20 protein-coding genes and 2 pseudogenes are annotated in these 20,880 nt (G+C 72.2%); 10 read left to right on the forward strand and 12 right to left on the reverse strand.

The features are described from left to right. Nucleotides 1-17 precede the first annotated feature (17 nt). Nucleotides 18-377: pseudogene (locus AMK22_RS10815) on the forward strand (response regulator); the annotation flags it as partial. A 135-nt stretch (nt 378-512) separates the two neighbouring features. Here the strand turns inward: AMK22_RS10815 and AMK22_RS10820 are convergent. Then, nucleotides 513-1,154, reverse strand: coding sequence for a nucleotidyltransferase domain-containing protein (locus AMK22_RS10820; protein ID WP_073783815.1), 642 nt, complete (start codon nt 1,152-1,154; stop codon nt 513-515). Nucleotides 1,155-1,237: 83 nt separating this feature from the next. On the opposite strand from AMK22_RS10820, the gene AMK22_RS10825 reads away from it, so the two are divergent. Then, a complete protein-coding gene (locus AMK22_RS10825; RefSeq protein ID WP_073783817.1) occupies nt 1,238-1,798 on the forward strand; it encodes a hypothetical protein in 561 nt (186 codons plus the stop codon). Nucleotides 1,799-1,942: 144 nt separating this feature from the next. Here the strand turns inward: AMK22_RS10825 and AMK22_RS10830 are convergent, their stop codons facing one another. Continuing rightward, the gene (locus tag AMK22_RS10830) at nt 1,943-2,752 is read right to left on the reverse strand and encodes a hypothetical protein (RefSeq protein ID WP_073783819.1); all 810 of its coding nucleotides are present in this window, start codon (nt 2,750-2,752) and stop codon (nt 1,943-1,945) included. Further along, nucleotides 2,749-3,300, reverse strand: coding sequence for a SigE family RNA polymerase sigma factor (locus tag AMK22_RS10835; protein WP_073783821.1), 552 nt, complete (start codon nt 3,298-3,300; stop codon nt 2,749-2,751). Before AMK22_RS10835 ends, AMK22_RS10830 begins: the two co-directional genes overlap by 4 nt. Before the next feature lie 235 nt (nt 3,301-3,535). On the opposite strand from AMK22_RS10835, the gene AMK22_RS10840 reads away from it, so the two are divergent. Beyond that, nucleotides 3,536-6,976: a S8 family serine peptidase gene (locus AMK22_RS10840; protein ID WP_073783823.1), complete on the forward strand. Its 3,441-nt coding sequence runs from the start codon at nt 3,536-3,538 to the stop codon at nt 6,974-6,976. Between the two features lie 180 nt (nt 6,977-7,156). Here AMK22_RS10840 and AMK22_RS39465 read toward each other — a convergent pair whose 3' ends face one another. Further along, on the reverse strand, nt 7,157-7,294 hold the full coding sequence (locus AMK22_RS39465) for a hypothetical protein (RefSeq protein WP_158072040.1): 138 nt from the start codon (nt 7,292-7,294) through the stop codon (nt 7,157-7,159). Between the two features lie 276 nt (nt 7,295-7,570). Beyond that, nucleotides 7,571-8,029, reverse strand: coding sequence for a hypothetical protein (locus tag AMK22_RS10845; RefSeq protein ID WP_143203543.1), 459 nt, complete (start codon nt 8,027-8,029; stop codon nt 7,571-7,573). Nucleotides 8,030-8,201: 172 nt separating this feature from the next. Between AMK22_RS10845 and AMK22_RS10850 the strand changes: the two genes are divergently transcribed. After that, nucleotides 8,202-9,191: an ArsR/SmtB family transcription factor gene (locus AMK22_RS10850; protein WP_143203544.1), complete on the forward strand. Its 990-nt coding sequence runs from the start codon at nt 8,202-8,204 to the stop codon at nt 9,189-9,191. Between the two features lie 247 nt (nt 9,192-9,438). On the opposite strand, the gene AMK22_RS10855 is transcribed toward AMK22_RS10850, so the two are convergent. From AMK22_RS10855 to AMK22_RS10870, 4 genes are all read right to left on the reverse strand, one after another. Then, nucleotides 9,439-9,735 carry a hypothetical protein gene (locus AMK22_RS10855; protein WP_242433917.1) on the reverse strand — a complete coding sequence of 99 codons (297 nt, stop codon included), beginning with the start codon at nt 9,733-9,735 and terminating at the stop codon, nt 9,439-9,441. A gap of 261 nt (nt 9,736-9,996) precedes the next feature. Next, nucleotides 9,997-10,734, reverse strand: a complete 738-nt coding sequence (locus tag AMK22_RS10860) for a dienelactone hydrolase family protein (RefSeq protein ID WP_073783828.1) — start codon at nt 10,732-10,734, stop codon at nt 9,997-9,999. A gap of 387 nt (nt 10,735-11,121) precedes the next feature. Further along, a complete protein-coding gene (locus AMK22_RS10865) occupies nt 11,122-12,312 on the reverse strand; it encodes an FUSC family protein (protein ID WP_073783830.1) in 1,191 nt (396 codons plus the stop codon). 40 nt (nt 12,313-12,352) lie between these two features. Further along, on the reverse strand, nt 12,353-12,547 hold the full coding sequence (locus tag AMK22_RS10870; protein WP_073783832.1) for a hypothetical protein: 195 nt from the start codon (nt 12,545-12,547) through the stop codon (nt 12,353-12,355). A 443-nt stretch (nt 12,548-12,990) separates the two neighbouring features. Between AMK22_RS10870 and AMK22_RS10875 the strand changes: the two genes are divergently transcribed. From AMK22_RS10875 to AMK22_RS10885, 3 genes are all read left to right on the forward strand, one after another. Next, complete coding sequence (locus AMK22_RS10875) at nt 12,991-13,827, forward strand: alpha/beta fold hydrolase (protein ID WP_073783834.1); 837 nt, start codon at nt 12,991-12,993, stop codon at nt 13,825-13,827. Then, a complete protein-coding gene (locus AMK22_RS10880) occupies nt 13,820-14,374 on the forward strand; it encodes a TetR/AcrR family transcriptional regulator (RefSeq protein ID WP_073783836.1) in 555 nt (184 codons plus the stop codon). Before AMK22_RS10875 ends, AMK22_RS10880 begins: the two co-directional genes overlap by 8 nt. A 131-nt stretch (nt 14,375-14,505) precedes the next feature. Then, complete coding sequence (locus AMK22_RS10885) at nt 14,506-15,048, forward strand: DUF3592 domain-containing protein (protein WP_073783838.1); 543 nt, start codon at nt 14,506-14,508, stop codon at nt 15,046-15,048. A gap of 164 nt (nt 15,049-15,212) precedes the next feature. On the opposite strand, the gene AMK22_RS41740 is transcribed toward AMK22_RS10885, so the two are convergent. After that, nucleotides 15,213-15,338, reverse strand: coding sequence for a hypothetical protein (locus tag AMK22_RS41740; protein ID WP_274535417.1), 126 nt, complete (start codon nt 15,336-15,338; stop codon nt 15,213-15,215). 17 nt (nt 15,339-15,355) lie between these two features. Continuing rightward, on the reverse strand, nt 15,356-15,499 hold the full coding sequence (locus AMK22_RS39470) for a hypothetical protein (RefSeq protein ID WP_158072041.1): 144 nt from the start codon (nt 15,497-15,499) through the stop codon (nt 15,356-15,358). A gap of 154 nt (nt 15,500-15,653) precedes the next feature. Here AMK22_RS39470 and AMK22_RS10890 point away from each other — a divergent pair, with 154 nt between their 5' ends. From AMK22_RS10890 to AMK22_RS10900, 3 genes and pseudogenes are all read left to right on the forward strand, one after another. Beyond that, the gene (locus AMK22_RS10890; protein ID WP_073783840.1) at nt 15,654-17,357 is read left to right on the forward strand and encodes an amidohydrolase; all 1,704 of its coding nucleotides are present in this window, start codon (nt 15,654-15,656) and stop codon (nt 17,355-17,357) included. A 31-nt stretch (nt 17,358-17,388) separates the two neighbouring features. Further along, nucleotides 17,389-18,198 (forward strand): helix-turn-helix transcriptional regulator, encoded by an 810-nt coding sequence (locus AMK22_RS10895; RefSeq protein WP_073783842.1) that lies wholly within the window; start codon nt 17,389-17,391, stop codon nt 18,196-18,198. A gap of 137 nt (nt 18,199-18,335) precedes the next feature. Then, nucleotides 18,336-19,391, forward strand: a pseudogene (locus AMK22_RS10900) (CocE/NonD family hydrolase); the annotation flags it as partial. A gap of 177 nt (nt 19,392-19,568) precedes the next feature. On the opposite strand, the gene AMK22_RS10905 reads toward AMK22_RS10900, so the two are convergent. Further along, nucleotides 19,569-20,633, reverse strand: a complete 1,065-nt coding sequence (locus tag AMK22_RS10905; RefSeq protein WP_073783843.1) for a 2,3-butanediol dehydrogenase — start codon at nt 20,631-20,633, stop codon at nt 19,569-19,571. Nucleotides 20,634-20,880 lie beyond the last annotated feature (247 nt).

The following is a 20,880-nucleotide window of genomic DNA, read 5'->3' on the forward strand; positions in this document are numbered from 1 at the left end:
CGGCGGCTACGATCGCTCTGCGACAGCGGTCCGGCAGACGGCCGGACCACCAGGAAGGCAATCCCGCAGTGAGTGTGCACATCCTCCTCGTCGAGGACGACGAGGCCATCCGCAGATCCGTCGGGCTGGCCCTGGAACGGTACGGCTACCGGACCTCGGCCGCCGCCGACGGGCTGACCGGCCTGGAGATGTTCCGCGAGGGAACGCACGACCTGCTCCTGCTGGACGTCATGCTCCCGCACCTCGACGGGATCAGCCTGTGCCACCGGGTCCGCGAGACCAGCCAGACCCCCGTCCTGATGATGTCCGCCCGGAGCGACGCACTCGACGTGATCGGCGGTCTCGAGGCCGGCGCCGACGACTACGTCGTCAAGCCCGGGACGGCTTTGGCCGGCAGCGGAACGCTTCGCCCCAAGACGGCTCACCTGCCGACGGCGCGGCCGTTCACCCTCGTTCGTCGATGGCGGCGACGAGGGCGACGGCTTCGCGGCGAACGGCGCTCCGGTCACGCGTCACCGCCTCGCCAGTTCCGCCAGCCAGGGATGTCCGGGATGCACGCGCGTCAGCCACCCGCCGAGAACGTCGCGCCGCGCCCGATTCAGCAGCGGCAGGACGCCGTCGAAGTCCTCATGGTCCTTGGGCCGTGCCTCCTTCGCTTTGAACAGCAGCACCAGCTCCGGTACCAGGTAGGGGATGCCGTCCGCGGACCGCTCGATGATCGCGTCGTACGGCAGCCGCAGGCTCTCGTCCCGCCGGCAGATCCATGTCCCGCCCTCGTGCGGCTCGCGGAAGACATCGAACAGGAACTGACCACTCGCCGGATCCCGCAGCCAGGTCTGGTGCGTGGCCGCGAGCGCCTCGGCCCCTGCTCCCGCCCAGACCCGTCCCGAGCCCACCGCGTCGAACACGTGCTCGGGAAAGCGGTCCCGAACCTCCGCGAACCCCGCCTCGGGCACCGCGATCTCCAGATCACCGTGGGGCCGGGACTGCTCCCCGCGGAACAGATCCAGCGCCCACCCCGCCACGACGCACCAAGGCGTAGCCACCCCGCCCAACCGCTCAGCGACCTGCTCCGGCCGCCAGGCATCCGCCCACCGAGCATCCAGTTCGTCCACATCAGGAGCAACGCCGCCGGGCGGTACGGAATCGGTCATGGGACCAACATACTGAGCACGGGTGCGCGGCCGGTCCCCCGGCGTTCGGGGCGTTGTCCGAGGGGGCGGTTACGATCCCGGCCATGCGTCTTGAAGAACAGCTGGACAGACTGGCGGAACTGGGGCTGCCGCTCGCGGCCGACCTGACCGTGGACGAGTTGCTGTACTCGTGGCCGCGGGAGGAGTACGAGCGCAAGCCGTTCGACCTGGTGCTGTTCGCGCTGGGCTGCGAGGTCGAGGCCGAACCGTGGGGGCGGTGGTTCTGCGACCGGGCGTGGCACTTCGACACCGAGTGCGTGCGCGGCCGGGGCTCGTACGTGGCGATCGCCCGACAACTGTGCCGGATAGCCGGCCGGCCGGACGCCCTCTCCGACCTGCGGGACCATGTCGACCTCGGCGCGGAGGAGGCGTGGATCGAGTACACGGCCGACGACCGGCGGGTCAACTGGCCCATCGAGGTCAGGGACGACTGGGCCGACCTGATGGTGGTCGGCTACCTCATGGACGAACTGGAACACGGGGGCCGGCGCTTCCATGTCCGGCCCAACGGCCAGGCCATGACGCTCTTCTACCTCGACGACGACGCGGCCGGACGGCTGAACGCGCTGGCCGGCGGACGGGCGGTCGCCCCGTTCCCGGGGTAGCGGCCCCGCCTGCGAGGCCGGGCCGACAGCCGTGGGCGGGCCGGGACGCGGAGGTGGCCGTGCTCGGAGTGATGAGCGGACACCGGCCGCGAGTCCCGCCCGGCCCCGGTCCGCGTCGGGCGGCCGGGGCGGGCACGCCGCGGGTCAGAACTTCCAGGCGGGGTCGTTCGCTATCTTCAGCATCGCGGCGGTGTCCGGCTGCGGCTGTGACGGCGTGCCGCTCGCCCCCTTCGTGCCCGTCCGGCCGGCCCACTGCTGAAGGGTCACCGTCCGGCCGTCCTTGCGGAGCACCCGGACGTACCAGGACTCCCGTCCGTCCCCGGCCCACCGCAGCGTCACGGCCTCCGCCCGTGCGCCATCGGCGAGTTCGACCACCTGGCAGTCGCTCGCCGGGGCGGCGTCGCGCGGAGCCGGTGCGCCGGACCGCGGTGCGACCTTCGGCATCGTGATGCTCGCGCAGAGCGGCACCTTCGGGCTCTTGGCGGTGTATTCGGCTCCGCCGACGAACTCTACGCGGCCGGTGCCGCCGTCCCACCGCACGCGGTAGGTCCGGCCGGGGAAGTCCCCCTCCCGGACGGTTGCCTTCCCCGGCGGGAGCAGCCCGACCAGGGTGTCGGCGAGCCGCTCGCTGCTCCACCGGGTCGTGTGCTCGGTCCCCGAGTCGAAGGCGTCCGGCCGCAGGCTCCGTGGCGCCGCGCTGTCGGCCGCGGCGGGTACCAGCGGGCCGACGAGCGGGTCGGCGGCCGACGGGGTCGGGCCCGGGTCCGCGGCGGGCGTGACCAGTGCCAGGGCGGCCACGGCCGCCCCTGCGGTCAGACCGGCTCCGGCCAGCGCTCCGCGGCGGCGGGCACGACCGCGCCGTCCGGCCGCGACCACCTCGTCCACGCTGGTTCGCAGGGGCGGCTCGTCATGGAGTCCGGCCTCCAGAAGGTTCTTGACGTCGTGGTTGTTCATCGCAGTGCGGCCTTCCTTCGGGTGGAATCGGCTGGAGGAACGAACGCCCCGAACGTGTCGGCGTCCGCGTCGTCCCCCAGGAGGGAGCGCAGGCGGTCCAGCGCCCGCGCGGTGTGGCTCTTGACCGTGCCGACGGAGCAGCCCATGGCCGCGGCGGTCGCGGCGATGTCCAGATCGGCCCAGTAGCGCAGCACCACCACCGCCCGCTGCCGCGGCGGCAGGACGGCCAGTGCGGCGCGTACCTGAAGTCCCAGCGCCGGGTCCGTGCCGGGCTCGGCGCGGTCGGGCAGTACGCAGGAGGGCTGTTCGCGGCGCCAGCGCCGCCGCATGTGGTCGACGCAGGCCCGGGTCAGTACGCGATGGGCGTACGCCTCCAGGTTCCGTATCTGGCGCCGCCGCCCCCACACCGAGTACAGCTTCGCCAGTGCTGTCTGCGTGATGTCCTCGGCGTGGTGCCAGTCACCGCACATCAGGTAGGCGGTGCGGCGCAGGTGCACCAGCTGCTCCTGGGCGAAGCCGCGGAATTCCTCCAGGTCACCGGTACGCAATGCGTGCCCTCCGTTCGTCTCTGTCCCCTTCGACGGAGCGGACCGGGCCCGGGGATGTCACGGGCCGTGAGATCTCTCCGGATTATTTTTCTCTGACGCTCCGTGACATCCCCGCGCGCCGTCCGCTCCGTCGTTCCTCTCGAGACATGGGAGAAGGCGGCGCCCGCGTCCGGAGCGTCCACCCGTGTGATGCGGGCGGACGCTCCCGCGGGGCCGCGCGATCGAGAGGACAGGTATGCGAGGCATACGTACAGCAGGCCCGCCGGCCGCCGTCGTGCTGGGCGCACTGCTGATCGGTACGGCGGCCGTGCCGCCCGCCGGGGCGGCCCCGCCGCGCACGGCCGCGGCGTCCGGCGCGGAGTCCGGGGCGGGCTCCGTGGTGAGGACGACGCTCATCACGGGCGACGAGGTCACCGCCCGGGTCGGCGCCGACGGCACGGTGTCCGTGGTCGCCGTACGGCCGGGCCCCGGGCGTGAGGACATCGCGTTCACCCAGCAGGGCGCAGGGGGTTCGGTGTCGCTGGTGCCGCAGGACGCGGTGGCGCCGCTGCGCGCCGGATTCCTGGACCCGCGGCTGTTCGACATCACGGGACTTGTGGCCCAGGGGTACGACGACGCCCACAGCCCGCAGTTGCCGCTGATCGTCACGTACGACGAGGCGGTCGCCGGGAAGGCGGCTCCGCGGCCACCGGCCGGGGCAGCGGCCGTACGCGCCCTGGCGAGCGTGCACGGCACCGCGCTGCGGGCCGACAAGAAGCGGGTGTCTCAGCTCTGGGAACGGTGGGGACCCGCCGCGTCGAAGCGCCGGTCGGCGGCAGCCCTCGCCCCGGGCGTGGCCAAGGTGTGGCTCGACGGCAAGGTCGGCGCCACCCTGGATCGCAGCACGGCCCAGGTCGGTGCGCCGCAGGCGTGGAAGTCCGGCTGGACCGGAAAGGGCGTGAAGGTCGCGGTGCTGGACACCGGCATCGACTCGACGCACCCCGACTTCTCCGGCTCGATCGCCGAATCGGCGGACTTCACGCGGGGCGACAGTGCCGTCGGCGGCGCCGTCGGCGACGGTGACGGTCACGGCACGCACGTGGCCTCCACGGTCGCCGGGGACGGCACCGCGTCCGACGGCCGCTACCCGGGCATGGCCCCCGACGCCGAACTGCTGGTCGGCAAGGTGCTGGACGACAACGGCGGCGGGCAGGAGTCGTGGGTCCTCCAGGGCATGGAGTGGGCCGCGGCGCGGGCGCCCATCGTCAACATCAGCCTGTCCGGCGCCGCCACCGACGGGACCGACCCGCTCTCGCAGGCCGTCGACAAGCTCTCCGCCGACCACGGCACGCTGTTCGTCGCGGCGGCCGGCAACCGCGGACGCCCCGGTACGGTCGGCACGCCCGGTACGGCCGACGCCGCGCTGACCGTGGGCGCCGTCGAACGCGACGACGCGCTCGCCGACCTGTCGAGCCAGGGACCGCGCCTGGGCGATCACGCGGTCAAGCCCGATCTGACGGCGCCGGGCATCGGCATCGTGGCGGCCCGCGCGGCAGGCACCGACGGCGACAACCCGGTCGACGACCACTACACCGCCCTGTCGGGCACCTCGATGGCCGCGCCGCACGTCTCCGGCGCCGCCGCGCTGCTCGCCCAGGCCCACCCGGACTGGAAGGGACCGCAGCTCAAGGCCGCACTGACCTCCTCGGCGAAGCCGACCGCCGGGCAGGGCGCGTACGAGCAGGGCGCCGGACGCCTGGACGTGGCACGGGCCACCGCCCAGAGCGTGTTCGCGACGGCCGAGGACACCGGCGTGCACTTCACCGACCCCGAGGCCACCGAACCGGTCACCCGAACCGTCACGTACCACAACACCGGCGCGGCGGAGGTCTCCCTCACGGTGGCCGCCAGCACCACCGGCCGGGCCGACGAGCCGGGGCCGAAGGGTCTGTTCACCGCGTCGCCGGCCGTTCTGACCGTGCCCGCCGGGGGCACCGCCCGGACCACGGTCACCATCGACCCGGGCGCCGCGGCGGCCGGAACCTCCTTCAGCGGACGGCTGACCGCGACCGCCGGGAGCGGCACCGTCGTGACCGGACTGGCCTTCGCGGTCACCAAGGAGGCCGTCCACCGCCAGGTCACGGTGAAGGCGGTCGACCGCGACGGCGCACCCCTCGGGCCGGGCTCACGCGAACAGGGCTTCTCCTCCGTACAGTTGACGAACCTCGCCGACGGCCGGACGTTCGGCCTCGCCTTCGACGGCGGCACGGCCACCGCCCGCGTGCCGGAGGGCCGCTACAACCTCGGCGGCACCCTGGTCACCCCGGGAGCCGGGGAGGCCGCACCGACGTCGACCTTGTTCCTCCGGCCCGAGCTGGACGTACGCGGCGACGCCGCGTTCACGGTGGACGCCCGGCAGGGCAAGCCGATCAGCGTCGCCGTCCCGGACCCCGGCGCACAGCCCTACTCGCTGTCGGCCGGATACTGCTACCGCCTGCCCGGGGACAGCATGTGCGCGGACCAGAGCGCCCTGCTCGGCAGGCCCGGACGGCTCTACGTCATACCGGGCGAACGGGTTTCCGGCGGCACGCTCGGCTTCTACGTCCGCAGCATCCAGCACGGCGCGCGGGCCCCGAAGGGACGTCTGCCCGACCGTTACGACCTGCTGCTGCTCACCACGGGTTCGCTCCCCGACCCGGCGTTCCGCCTCGCCCGCGAGGATCTGGCCGCCGTCAGGAACGACTACTACGCGCAGGGTCCCGGTACCGCCGGCAGCACGTCCAGCTGGCCCACCGAGTCCGGTCTGGGCGGGATGAGCATCGTCGAACCGGACTTCGCGCTGCCCGCGGCACGCACCGAGTACATGACCGTGCGCGGCCAGCGGCGCGAGACGTACTTCAGCCAGCAGGTCGGCGAGGGCGGCGAGTACCTGCCACTGCCCGTCACGCAGATCGGCACCGTCTCGTGCACGGCCGGCAGCACCTGCGTCGACCGGTGGAACGCCGCCGTCATCGGCCCGGGCCTGGCTCCCGTCAAGAACGGCGGGCCGTCGATCGGCCGCGCCAGTGACGGCACCATCGGCGCGGAACCGCAGTTGTTCAGCGACGCGGCCCCCGGGCACTACGGCGGCCCGATGCCCGACTGGCTGGAGGACACCGTGGACATCACGCTGACGAAGGACGGGCAGAGGCTCGGCTCCAGCGACTCCCCCAGGGCCACCTTCGCCGTCCCCCGGGACGCGGCCACCTACCGGCTGACCGCCCACGCCACCCGCAAGGAGCCATGGGCGTCACTGTCGACGACGGTGAAGACGGTGTGGACCTTCCGCTCCTCGGCGGTCGCACCCGGCCCCGGCGGTGCGGTGCGCACCGAGGCACTGCCGCTGGACGTCGTACGTTTCATCGCCCCCGTCGACGCCGACAACCGGACCGCCCGTGCCAAGCACACACTGACCGCGCGGGTGGAACGGCAGGCAGGCGCCGCGGCGCCCAGGACCGAGCGCCTCACCGTGCAGGTCTCCTTCGACGACGGCGTGACGTGGCAGGACGCCCCGGTCACCTCTGGCGGCGCCACCGGTCACCGCGTCACCATCACCCCGGGCTCCGGCTCCTTCGTCTCCCTGAGGGCCACGGCGCGCGACGCCGACGGCGGCACCGTGGAACAGACCGTTCTGCGCGCCTACCGTCTGGCCCCCTGACAGCGGCGGAACGCCCCGGACCACGTTCCGTCCGCTCCCCGAGCCACGTGGTAGGCACCCCGCGCGGGACGGCCGTGCGTGACACGTCCGAGGCCAAGTGAGGCGGACGCTCGGGAGCCCGCACCGGACCAGGCCGGCGCGGGCTCCCGCGGACGCGTTGGGGCCTGATACGGGGCCGGGTCAGGAACCGGCCTTCGTCCCGTCCCGCTCGTCGGCCTTCTTCGTACCGACGGGCCGGCCGAAGAGGAGGAGCAGGTTCCGGGCCAGCGAACCGACCGCTCTCACGACAGAGCCGACGAATGCGAGCAGTGGGTCCATCGTGGTGCTCCGCTCCCATCGGTCATCGGTCACGCTGTCGTGCCGTTCCGGTCGGGCTACGGGATCGATGGCGTGGCAGGCGCGGGGCGGGGTTGGGCGGTACTGCTCCCGGCTCTGCGGCACCGCGCCCCGGTGGATGGGCGCGGCGCCGAAAAGCCGGACGGGGTGGTCCCGTATCCGGGGACGTGTGGATCCGCGTACCGGCCGGGAGGGGTCTTCGATGCCGGCGTCGACATCGTGATCGGATCCGCCCCACCCGGCCGGTCTGCCGGTCCGCTACCAGGGCCACGGCGAGCAGAGGAAGGTGTTGACCCCTCCGGCCTTGTCGCCGACGCAGGTTCGGAACCTCAGGTTCTTCACCGGGTGGTTCGAGCTGTAGTAGGGGGAGATGACCTGGCTCCCGTTGGGGCTGCAGTCGATGGCGGGAGAGCGGGTGTCCTCCTTCCAGGTGCCGTTGATCTGGACGTCGTAGTCGATGACCGTGACGGCGCACTCCCCCTGGCTGCCTGCCAGCAGCTTGGCTCCGGCGTGCACCTCGACCGTGGTCCCGCTCCAGTCGACGCGGCCCCATCCCTCGACCCGATTGTCCCTGTCGTGCATGTAGCCGGTCGCCTGGTGGTACGGCAGGCCCGTGCGGTCGGGGATCTGGTGCCACTGGTCGGAGGCGTGCGCGGGGATCACTGTGGTGGCCAGTGCCGCGACGCCACCCGCCAGGACCACGGAGAGTTGCTGCAAGCGCTTCACTGAATTCCCCCTGCTTCGTCGGACGGCACGAGTGGTCTCGGCCGGACGGTCCGTGCGCCCGCCGTTCACGGGCGCCTTGCATCAAGACAACTACCGTTCAAAGCAAGCCTGTTAATGATTCGAACCCCTTCGAATGAGGCAGGCGCGCCTACGATCCGAAGCTGTGATCTCTGTGCTTCTCGATGCGGGAAGTCTGAGCAAGGTCCGGCTCTCGCCGTCTCCCGCGTACGAAGTGGTGATGTGGCTGCGGCTCACGGCAGCCGGGCGCCGTCATCCGCTCCTCGGTGATCCGGGGGCTGCGGCACGGTGGGCGCTGCGCAACCCTGACGTCGCCCTGATCGCGCAGTGCCAGCCCGACGGGACGGGCGGGCTCACCTACATGCCGGACCTGCTCACGCCGAAGCCGCCCTTCGGGCCTGCGGGGCATACGTTCGCCGAGCAGTTGGCCATGATGGACGCGACGTCTCAGGAGGTCGCCGTCCACCAGGTCGCCACGGTGCGTTTCGGCAACGGCCGGATGCCCGCGCCCCTGCGGTCGGCGCTCGAGGCGGGAGAGTTCGGCCGACGGGTCGCCAACGGCATGCGGCAGTTCTGGAAGGACGTCGTCGCCGACGAGTGGACCGGGATGCGCTCCGTCCTGGAGGCGGACATCGCCGCGCGTTCCCGCGAGATGGCCGGACACGGAATCGGGCATCTCCTCGACACGCTGCATCCGCACGCCGGTTGGTCGGGCTGTCGGCTCGACGTACGCAAGGGAGCCTACGAGGAGACGATCCAGCTGACCGACAAGGAGTTGGTGCTGACACCGACCGCGCACGGCTCGGACGTCGGCGTGCAGCTGGAAGCCACCGGCGACTTCGTCCTGCTCTACCCCGCGGCCGGCCTGGGCTCCGTGCTCGACCGCCCCCGCACCCCTGCGATGGGGCGGCTGCTCGGACAGAGCCGGGCCGCCCTCCTGAGCGACCTGGACGCCGCACGCACCACCGGCGAACTGGCGACACGGAACAACCTGGCCCCCGCCACGGTCTCGTACCACCTGGGAGTGCTGCACCGCTCCGGCCTGGTGCTGCGTGAACGCGACCGGCATGTCGTCCGCTACCGGCGCAGCGCGGAGGGCGACACACTGCTCGGACGGCAGCGGCCCGCGGGCTAGTGCCGTGACCGGCAAGGTTTGCCCGGAAGGAGCGGCGTCCGGTGCGTGCGATCGCAAGGCGGCCGAAAGCCCTCGGATGGGGTCTCCCCTGCTCGAACGAAGTCGAGAGCTTGGGGAAGGGCTACGTGGGCTTTCGGCCAACGCCGAAGGGGGTCCCCCCTGGCCCTTAAGGCCTTGGGGGAGTGCGTGCCGGGCGGTGCGACGGGGCAAACGTTGCCGGGAGCGGCACTAGTGCGACCGGAAAGGTTCACCGGCTCGCGACGCCCGGCACGGCACCTCGCCGCGTTGTCGCGTAGAACATCTTCCGCTGCATCTTCTCCCGCAGGGCGACGTCGAGGCGCCACAGGGCGGCGATCTGGTTCTCCGCGAGAGCCTTGGTGCGGTCGGGCGGTGCCGGCCGCCGCTCGATGCCGATCGTCGGGTCGCCTTCGATCCAGCCTTGGCGCTGCCACCAGCCGATCGCCTTGCGTGCGATGGATAGTTCGCGGTTGACGGTGTCGGCGTCCATCTCGTCAGCCCGCGCCGCCGCCAGCTCGGCCAGCAACTCCGGCAGCGCCGGGTCGTCGATCGCGGCGACGGGGAAGACAGGCGGCTTCGCGCCCCGGCGGCCGGAATCGTCCGCCGCAGGTCGCGAAGATCACCGTAGGGGCTCTGCCGCAGTAAATCCGGTATTTACCGCGGCAGTTGCGAACGCTTCTCCGCGATCGAGCATCCGCCCGAATGCGGTTCTGCTGTGCGGACTTGAGGGGAGGGGGATGTCAGTGCCCGACGCCGACCAGGCCCGGCGCCAGCATGCTTACCTGGGTCATGCCCCCAGATCCTCCGTGACGGGCAGGCACTCGGCGAGCAGGTCGACGACGTCGTGCCAGGCTCGCTGCGCATGCCGTGGGTGGTATCCGACGCCGGGGCGCACGATGTGGTCGACCGGCGGGTGGTGGAAGGCGTGCAAGGCGCCGCCGTAGACCACGAGGCGCCAGTCGACGCCCGCGGCCTGCATCTCGGCCGTGAATGCGTCCCGTTGGGCGGGCGGCATGATCGGGTCTTCCGACCCGACCCCGGCCCATACCGGGCAGCGAATGCGTGCCGCCTCGTCCGGTCGGCCGGTGGTCAGTGCGTTGACGGTCCCGATCGCGCGCAGGTTGACGCCGTCGCGCCCGAGTTCCAGCGCGATCGCGCCGCCGGTGCCGTAGCCGATGGCGGCGATCCGGTCGGGGTCGGTCCGAGGTTCGGCGCGGAGCACGTCGAGCGCCGCGTGGCCGATGCCTCGCATCCGGTCGGGGTCGGCGAGCAGCGGCATGCAACGGGCCAGCATCTCCTCGGGGTCGCCCAAATAGCGCCCGCCGTGGATGTCGAAGGCAAGCGCCACGTACCCCAGTTCGGCGAGGGCGTCGGCCCGGCGGCGCTCGACGTCGCTGAGCCCCGTCCCCTCGGGTCCGATCAGGACTGCGGGTCGGCGCTCGGCACCGGCCGGGAGCGCGAGGTGCCCGATCATCGTCAAACCGTCGGCCGGGTACTCGACCGTACGCGTCGTAATCGTCGTCATGAGACTGGACTGTAGTGATCGTCGAGCCTGGTCCGGCCGGTGTTCTGCCGCTGGCAGAACAGCGCCGGTGTCCCTCTGAAATACGGCGAGGGCTCACAAGAACCGTCACAAACCCCGTTCCCACGGCAGCGCTGTCGGACCACCTGCCCAGGCCACGGTGTTGGAGGCTGACCCTCGCGGCAGGATTCTGGCGTATACCGGCCCGCTCCCGTGAAGCGCGTCACCAGCTGGTTCGCCTCACGGTTCAGGCGGCCTGGCCGCAGGGGCGGTTGCCGTACCGGTGCGGTGTGCGGCGACGGTGGCCAGGGCGGCCAAGCCGATGCAGCCGCCGAGTTGGCGGGAGCTGTTCATGAGTCCGGAGGCCGTGCCGGCCCCGCGCCGCTTCGTCTACGGGTGGGGGATCTGCGGGGTCGTGGCTGAGCGGGCCGCGCGGTCGAGGTCGGCGAGCAGGCGTTCGGCGTCGGTCATCAGTGATCCGTACACGTGCCAGGCGCCCGGCTCGGTCAGCGCGCCCTGCTCGATCTCGCCGGTCATCATGGTGTGCCACGCGGCGGCGTCGTCGATGGCCCGGCGCAGTCGCTCGCGGGCGCCGTCCTCGGCCGAGCCGTCGGCCACCCCGGGCGTGGCGAAGCACTTCACCGCATCGCCCGCCGTCTCCAGGGTCGCCGCGTACCGGTCGAGGAACATCTGCGCCGGACGGTGGCCGGTGCGCCGGTCGTCGGCGGTGTCGGCGAGGGTACGGGCGATGCCTCGGACCTGGAAGGTGATCCGGTGCAGGGCGCGCAGCGCCTCGCCGTAACCCGAGGGCTCGCGTCGTCCGCGTACGACGACGCACCGCGTGTTCCAGCGCAGGCTCTCCTGGCTCTCGCGGACGTCCTCGTGCGCCCGCACCGCCAGGTCCTCCAGGCGTCTTCCCTGTTCCAGCCAGGCGTGCGCATGGTCGGCGTGCCGGCGTTCCCGCAGCCCGCGACCCATGTCGACGAGCAGTTCCGCCATGGCGACGGCGAGACCGCGCACCGCGGAGTCGGACGCGCTCAGGTGCACGGGAGGCAGGATGAGGGCGTTCACTGCGATCCCCGCCACCGCGCCGGTCAGCGTCGCCAGGGTCAGCGCGACCACGTGGTCCACGGGAACGGCCGTCGCCGCGGCCAGGGCGAGCACCGCCGTCGAGGCGACCTGCAGACGGCTGTCCGCCCCCCGTCGGCCGGCGACGACCAACGCGATCGCCGGGATGGCGGCCGCGCTCCCCGCGTCCGGGCCGAGCAGCCACACGACGGCCACGGCAACCGACAGACCGGCCGCCCGCGCTGCCACGCTGCGCAGCGCCTGCGTCACCGACCGGTAGACGGTGGGGGCGCTGACCATGGCGAGCGCGGTGGCCACGGCGAGGTACCGCTGCTCCCCCGGCAGCCACCACGAGGCGGCCTGCCAGGCCAGGAGGGCCGCGATCAGGGCCTTGACGGTTCGCACCGCCGCGGGGCGTACCGACCGGAAGGCCCGCGGCGACCACCGGGCCCGGCCCGCGTTCCGCCACCGCACGGCGACGGCCTGACCTCGCGCGAGGACGTGTGCTGTCATGCTCCCGGCTCCTGCCTCATCCACAACGGCGATACGCCCCTCATGGGGCCGACAGCCGTCGACGCACCCCCGCCACGGAGCGCTCGGCGACCCCGCGGCCCACAGCGGCGCCGGCCTCGCCGCGGCGGGCGGCCGGAACCGGCGCGAGGGCCGTGACACCCGTCGGCAGCCACCCGCCCCGCGTCGCGGAAGGCTCGGTGCCTGCCTGATGCCCGGAGGTCTGTTCCAGTTCCATGGCCTTCTCCTTGATCGGCCTGTAACGACCTCGCCCACGATTGTCAGCGGCGTCGTAAGTCCTGCGACAGCGGCCCGGCGATACCCGGCCGCAATGGGACATGGAAGACACTACCGGCAAATATGTTGAAAATTGAACTTCCCGCTTGTGGGTTATGTCATGCCTGCCGGGCCGAAAGGATCGGCGACACTCGCCGCCGAATCGACGACCGACGGAGCACCGCACGGTCGACATGACCGGCGCATCAGGCACCGGACATCAGGCATCGGGCACCGGGATGCCCAGCCGGACCCCGGCCCGACCGAAGCCGCGAGCACGCAGCGACGGCCCGATCCGCCGCCCGCCAGGAGGCGGCTCCCCGCAGGCACGGGATCGACGTTTGACAGAGCAGGCTAATGGCATTAGCTTTCTGGTTATACACATTAGCTCCTGTGGGGGACGGCATGACCGAATTCCTGAAGACCGGCGACGGACAGCTCGCGTACGACGTGACGGGCGAGGGCCCGCTGATCGTGCTCGCCCATGGCATGGGTGACAACAGGGCGGCCTACCGCGAGGTGGCCGCGCGTCTCGCCAGCGCCGGACTCCGCGTCGCCAGCACCGACCTGCGCGGACACGGCGAGTCCAGCACCGGCTGGACCTCCTACACCCGCACCGATGTGGCGGCCGACCTCCTCGCTCTCGTCCGGCACCTGGGCGGCCCCGCCGTCATCGTGGGCCACTCGTTCGCCGGTGGCGCCGCCACCATCGCGGCGGCGCGGGAGCCCGAACTGGTCAGCGCCGTCGTCGAGATCAGCCCGTTCACCCGCGCGCAGAAGATGGACCTGGGTGCTCTGGTGTCCCACGCCCGCTACCGCAAGGGCATGGCGCTGCTCATGGGTACCGGGCTCCTGCGCAGTGTCGGGTTGTGGAAGCGCTACCTCGACCATGCCTACCCGGGCCTCCGGCCCACCGGCTTCGCCGACCATGTCGCCGCGCTCGACGCCGACCTGCGCAGGCCTGGCCGGATGGCGGTAGTCAGCAGGATGGGGATGTCCGCACCCACGGACGCGGGTGCGGTGCTCGCCGACATCCAGTGCCCCGCTCTGGTCATCGGTGGCACGCTCGACCCCGACTGGGCCGACCCCCGGGCCGAGGGCGAGGGCGTCGTGGCGGGGATGCCCGCGGGACTCGGCCGCCTCGAAATGATCGAGGGCGCGGGCCACTACGCCCACGTCCAGTTCCCCGCCGAAGTCGCCGCGGCCGTCCTGGCCTTCCTCAAGGTCGGCGCCCGTGGCTAGGGCCGCGCTCTCCGCGGACGCGGTGGTCGATGTCGCGCTACGGATCATCGACGAGGGCTCTCCCACGGCCCTGACCCTGTCGGCGGTCGCCGGCCGGGCGGGTGTGGCCACCCCCTCTCTCTACAAGCACGTACGCAACCTCGCCGAGCTGCGTGACCTCCTGTCGGCACGCATCATCAACGAGATCGCCGACCAGGTCGGCGAAGCCGTGCTCGGACGCTCCGCCGACGAGGCGATCCGCGCACTCATGTCGGCCTGGCGCGACTACGCGTCGGCACACCCGCACCGGTACGCGGCACTCGTCCAGAGCCCCGAGCCACGGACCGCCGAGGCCGGCACACGACTGGTCAAGATCGTGCTGGCCACCCTGCGGGCCTATGGCATGGAGGACTCCGCGGCGATCCACGCGACCCGATGCCTGCGCGCCGTCGTCCACGGCTTCGCGACCCTGGAGAGCGAAGGCGCCTTCGGGCTCCCCGAGAAGCTGGACGAGAGCTACGACCTGCTGATCCACATGGTCATCACGGGCCTGCGCTCGCCTCGTTGACCTTCTCGCACGTGATTTCCCGGGTAGAACTCTGTTCGGTGGGGAGGACACCTCAGCGGAACGCGCGACGCGGGCCGCCCGGTACGAGGTCCGGCAGGAGGGGCCATGGCTCGTGGGACGGGTGGGAGACGGTGAGCAGGCGGCGGTGGCCGCGCCGGTTCGGTGCGGGGGCGCGCGTCGCCGGGAAGGTCGCGGTCGGGGTGGCCGTGACCATGCTGGCGATGTTGTTCACCGTCCTCGGGTACGGGTTCGTCCGTGGAGGACTCGACGGGCTGGACCACGCCTCCGCGGTCGCCGCGCGTGGGCGGTCGGTCGACGGAGTCGTCCTGGCCACGGACGAAGTGGCTGAGCCCCAGGGGGGCCGCGCCAAGAGGATCGAGGTTCGTTTCACCACGGCCGACGGGACGTCCTATCGGTTCTGGGAAGGCGGCGACGCGGACGTCGGTGACACGGTCCGCGTCCACTACGAGCCGGGACGTCCCGAGACGGCGAGCACCCACTCCGTGACGAGCGACAGGGTGGGGTACGGCATGCTGGCCCTGGTGGGGCTCGCGCTCGTGATCCTCATGCCGCTGCTGGTGCTCATGCTCGGCCGGGAAGGGCTTCGCGCCATGAGGCGGGCGGTGCCCACGGCCGCCCGTCCCAGGGGTGCACGAGCGCCTCGCTCGCGGTGAAGCCGATGAGCACCTGGCCGGCCGAGGGCTGTCCCGTGATCCGTTGCGGATCGGCGCGCGGCGTCGGATGTGGTGCACAGCAGGACGGAGATGCGCCCGCATACCGGATGCATGCGGGGGTTCCGACAACGCGGCGAGGTGCCGCAGCTGTCGTCGGGCGCCCGTCAGGGATTACGGACAGCCCGTGGCGCGGTGTCCTCCGCGTGGAACGCCGATATGCCGATGTGGTTGTCGTCGGCGATCGACGCGAGGGCGATGCCGGTCGGCCTCGCGTGTTCGGATATCGCCACCGGGGCGTGGTGGGCGATCACGTGCCGATGCCGCGTTCCCCGTCGATGCTCAGGTGCGCGGCCGTGGTCCAGGTGTGGCGCCCGGTGGTCGTGCCCTCGGCGGCTCCTGTCCGCCCGGGGCCCGGGCGGGTGACCGCGAGCGGTGCCGTCGGACCGTCCACGAAGGCAGCCGTACGAAGGCCGGCCGTCGGCCCGCCCCCGCGAGAGCGCGTATCGGTGGGATGACCGATGTGCGGGGGGCGGGCGCGCGGTCATAGTCCTCGGGAGACCGTTCGCGGGCAGCCGTGGTGCGCCCGTTCTTCGAAAGGACCTTCTGTGGGCACGTATGCGGATCTGGTGTTTCTCGGCGGGCGGGTGATCACGGTCGATGCGGAGTTCTCCGTCGCCTCGGCCCTGGCGGTGACCGGTGGGATCATCACCGCCGTCGGTGGGCGGGACGACGTCGCGCCGCTCGTCGGACCCGGCACCCGCGTCGTCGACCTCCGGGGGGCGACGCTGCTTCCCGGCATCAACGATTCCCATCTGCACGCGTGCGCCTTCGGCATGGCGACACCCCCGCTCTCGCTCGACCTCGGCCATCCCGCCGTGTCCTCCCTCGCGGACGTGGCCGGAGCGGTGCGGGAGGCCGTCGGGCGGGTTCCGGGCGGACAGTGGATCACGGGGCACGGCTGGGACACCGGTTACCTCGACGAGTGCGTCGCCGATCCGTCGCGGCTGCCCTCGCGGCACGACCTCGACGCCGTGAGCCCGGACCACCCGGTCGTCCTGTACTCCTTCTCCGGGCACGCCACCTGGGTCAACTCCAAGGCGCTGGAACTCATCGGGATCGACCGGCACACCGTCGCACCGCCCGGCGGGGCCGTCGTCGTGGACGAGTCCGGGGAGCCGACCGGGCTGCTCCACGAGGGGGCACAGGCCCTCGTCCAGAACGCGCTGCCGCCGCTCAGCCGACAGGAGCGGACCGACGCGATCAGGTCGGCCCTCGGCACACTGGCCCGGCTCGGCGTGACCAGCTTCACCGAGCCCGGGCTCGGCCCCGGCGGCGACGGCATCATGCGGGGCGCGCTCGGCACGGAGACCCTCGACGTCTACCGCCGACTGCTGGCCGACGGCGAACTGACGGCCCGCGTCGGCGTCCTGCTCCTGCCCACCGGAATGGCGAGCACCGCCGAGGAGTTCGCCCGCGCGCTCACCGCTCTCGGCGAGTCGGGCGACGCCGATCCGCGTCGCCTCGCGACCCACGGGATCAAGGTCTTCGCCGACGGCATCGTCCCCAACAAGACGGCCTGGATGCACGAACCGTACGTCGGCGGTGGCTGCGGCTCCCTGTGCGTCGGCGGCGAGACCGACGGCGAACGGATCGCCGAGATCGGCACCATGATCCGGCACGCCCACGCCGCCGGACACCAGTTGGGCGTCCACGTCACCGGTGACCGGGCGATAGACACCGTCGCGGACGCCTTCGCCGCGGCCATGGCCGAGCACCCGCGGCCCGACGCCCGCCACTACGTCATCCACGGCGACTTCCTCACCGCGCACAGCATGAAGGTACTGGCCGCGCACGGCTTCGGCGTCAACATGAACCCCACCATCAAATGGACCGTCGCCGACATGGAGGAGGAGTTCGTCGGCACGGAACGGGCCGCGTACGCATGGCCCTACCGCGATGCCATCGACGCCGGGGTGCGGGTCGCGAGCGGGTCCGACGCCCCCGTCACGTACCCGGACTGGCGCCAGGGCGTCGCCACCATGGTGCTGCGCGAGTCGAAGGCCGGGGGCCGGGTCAGCGGCCCCGAGCAGCGCATCGCCCTGGCCGAGGCGATCCGTACGTACACCGTCGACGCGGCCTGGCAGGACTTCGCCGACGACTGGAAGGGCTCCCTGGAGCCGGGCAAGGTCGCAGACCTCTGCGTGCTCGACGGGGACCTGCTCAGCGCCGACCCCCACGACATCCCGGAGATGCCCGTCGTCCTCACCGTCGTGGACGGGCAGGTCGTGCACGACACCCTTCGCGATTGACGTATTCCGGGCGCTTGATCATCCTTGGAGGATGGCAGCGGAGCGGAGCACGGCGGACATCCTGGACGCGGCGGTGCAGGTCCGTGAGGCCGCCAGGAGCGGCGCGACCGGCGTCGGCACGGTCCTGGCGGCGCTGTCGGAGGTGATGGAGTACGACCACGCCTCCCTCGCCCGGTGGGATCCGCTGCGGCGGCGCCACACCACCCTGGCCGGGAACTACCCGGCCGACGCCACGGCCTACATCGAGACCCGCCTCCACCACGACCCGGTGTTCCACGTGCTCCGCAGCCCGGCCCGGGGCGGTCTCTGGCTCAGGGACGTGCCCCGGCAACTCCTGGCGACGTCCCCGGGCTTCCAAGAGGTGCTGTGTCCCCTCGGCATCGAGGACGGCGTGGCCCAGTGCCTGTTCGCCGCCGACGGCCGGTACGTCGGCATGCTGAACGTCAGCACCCGCCGGCGGCGGCACACGCCCGATCCGGCCCGCGCCGTGATCACCCTGCTCACCGAGGCGCTCACCACCGCCGTCGACCCCCGCGCGGGTCTGCCGCCCGAGGAGGTCGCCGCGTTCGCCCCCGAGACGGACACGCGACACCCGGACACGCGACACCCGGACACGCGACTCCCGGACACGCGGCGGCCCGGCGGACTCTCGCCGCGGGAGCTCCAGGTGCTGGCCGAACTGACCGCCGGCCGCACCAACCGGGAGATCGCCGAGCGGCTGTACGTCACGCCGCGGACCGTGGGGACCCACATCGAGCACATCCTCGCCAAGCTCGGCCTCCCCAACCGCGCGGCCGCCGCCGCCCGAGCCGCCGCCTGGGGAATCGGGCCCTCCCGCTGACGCGGGTGCGCGCGCCGTCGACGACGACGAGCCGCAACCCCCTCCGAGAACCGGGTACGTCGGCCGGTCTGCCGCAGCGCGCCTCGGTACGGTGCCGAACCGGGGCAATCCGATCGCCGTCCTCGCGGCCCGCTGGGGTTTCCCGACACCCGCCGCGAGTTCAGCAGCTCCTTCCGGGCGGCGTACCGGCTCAGTCCCCGCGCCTTCCGGCAACCGACCCGTACTGGCGCGGCGCTTCCCCGGCCGAGGCGGCCGAGCGGCTCGACGTGCCCACGAGCCTGATCACCGGGTGGCACGACGCGCTGGTCGACCAGACCTTCGGGCAGTACGAACGGCTGCGTCGGGCCGGATGCGAGACCGCCCTGCTCGTCGGCCCCTGGACCCACACCTCCGCCCTGCAGCAGGGCTGGCCCGAGGTGTTGGCCGAGAGCCTCGCATGGCTGCGCGCACACCTGTACGCCGACCCCTCCGGTCTGCGTCCCACCGCGGTGCGCGTGCACCTCGGCGGCGACGACACCTGGCGGAACCTCGACGCCTGGCCGCCGGCCGCGACCGCCACCTCGTGGCATCCCGGCCCCGACGGGCAGCTCACCCCGCAGGCCCCCACGGACTCCGCGCCGTTGACGACGTTCCACTACGACCCGGCCGAGCCCACCCCGTCCCTCGGCGGCCCACTGCTCTCCCGCACCGCCGGTCCGCGCGACCCCCGCGCCCTGGAAGCCCGGGACGACGTCCTGACCTTCACCACTCCCCCGTTGACCGAGCCCGTGGACGTCCTCGGACCGGTCTCCGCACTGCTGAGCGTCTCCACGGACACCGGGCACGCCGACGTCTTCACCCGCTCGTGCGACGTGGACCCACAAGGCCGCTCCGTCAACGTCTGCGACGGGCTCGGCCGGCTCCGGACGACCGAGGACCCACCTTCGACGACCGAAGAGGCGCCCACGACAGCCGAAGAAGCGTCTTCGACGACCGGGCAGGCGCCCTCACGCACCATCGTGTCGATGAGCTCCACGGCCCATCGCTTCCGCGTCGGCCACCGCATACGCTGGCAGATCAGCGGAGGCGCCCATCCGCGCTACGCCCGCGGCACCGGCGAGTCGTCGGTGGACGCCACCGTCTTCGAACCGGTGCGCATCACGCTCCACGCGGGCTCGGCCCTGCTGCTTCCGCGCGATAACGGACCCGCGTGATTCCGGTGCTCGCGATCCGGGGCTCTCGATTCCGGTGCTCTCGATTCCGGTGTTCTCGGGGCGAGGGCGTCCCGGTGCTGTTGAAGAACCTGTTCCGCCTGCGGCGGCCACGCGCGCCGCAGGCGGTGGCGCGGTGACGAACGAGCCCCGGTAACCCGCGGCCGGTCCGACGGCCGGTCAGAGGTTGGGGTCCACCAGGATCTTGACGGCCGTCTCGTTGTGGTGGATCAGGGTCTCGAAACCATCGGCGACGAGGTCGTCCAGGCCGATCGTCTTGGTGATGAACGGCGCCAGGTCGACGCGCCCTTCCTGCACCAGCTTGATGGTCTGCGGGTGGGAGTTGACGTAGGCGATCGTGCCGCGCAGGTCGACCTCCTTGAGGACGAGCTTCTGCATGTCGATCGTCGCCGGCTTGCCCCAGATCGAGATGACGGTGATGACACCGCCCGGCCTGACCGCGTCGAACAGGGTGTCGAGGACGACGTTGACGGACGTGGCCTCGAACGCGACGTCCGCACCCTTGCCGCCGGTGAGGCGCCGGACCTCCTCGGCGACGTCGGTGGTGGCGGGGTCGATGACGTGATCGGCGACCTTGGCGTCCAGCGCCTTCTGCCGACGCAGCGAGCTGAGCTCGCTGACCGCGACCTCGACGCCCATCGCCTTGAGCACCGCGCAGGTGAGCAGCCCGATGGGCCCGGCGCCGCCGACGAGGGCGAAGTCGCCCGCCTTCGCGCCGGAGCGCTCGAACGCGTGGTACGCCACCGACAGCGGCTCGATGAGGGCAGCCTGGTCCAGCGGGACGTCACCGACCGGGTGGACCCACCGGCGCTCGACGACGATCTTCTCCGCGAGCCCGCCGCCGCGGCCGCCCAGCCCGATGAAGTTCATGTCGGGCGAGATGTGATAGGTCGGGTTGTTCTCGCTGGTGTCGACCTCGGGGCGCAGGATGTAGGGCTCGACGACGACGCGGTCGCCCGGCTTCAGGCCCTCGACACCTTCGCCCACCGCGTACACGACGCCGGACATCTCGTGGCCGAGCGTCACGGGCGCGGACTCGCCCGAGACCGGGTGCGGGTGGCCGGCCGGCGGGACGAAGATCGGTCCGTCGAGGTACTCGTGCAGGTCGGTACCGCAGATCCCGCAGTACGCGACGTCGATGCCCACGGTGCCGGGCCGGACAGTGGGCTCCGGGACGTCCTCGATACGGATGTCACCACGGTCGTAGTAGCGTGCAGCCTTCACTTTGAACTGGCTCCTTCGTTCGTTTTCCGCTCACACCTCGTGACAAGTCGTGCCGTGGAGTGAGGTGTGCGAGCCTCGCGCGGCGCATTCACGTCAACAATTAAACAATACGGTGCAATACGGTCAGCTGCCTGGTCGGCCTCCCGGGCCAAGAGGTGCGGCCGGGGCCCGTCGCATGGGCGAGCCCCGTGACGCTCCGTGCGGAGCGGATGGTGATCGATGACCGGCGGTCCGGTGAGGTTGTCAG

The organism is Streptomyces sp. CB01580 (assembly GCF_001905795.1).
Taxonomy (GTDB): Bacteria; Actinomycetota; Actinomycetes; order Streptomycetales; family Streptomycetaceae; genus Streptomyces.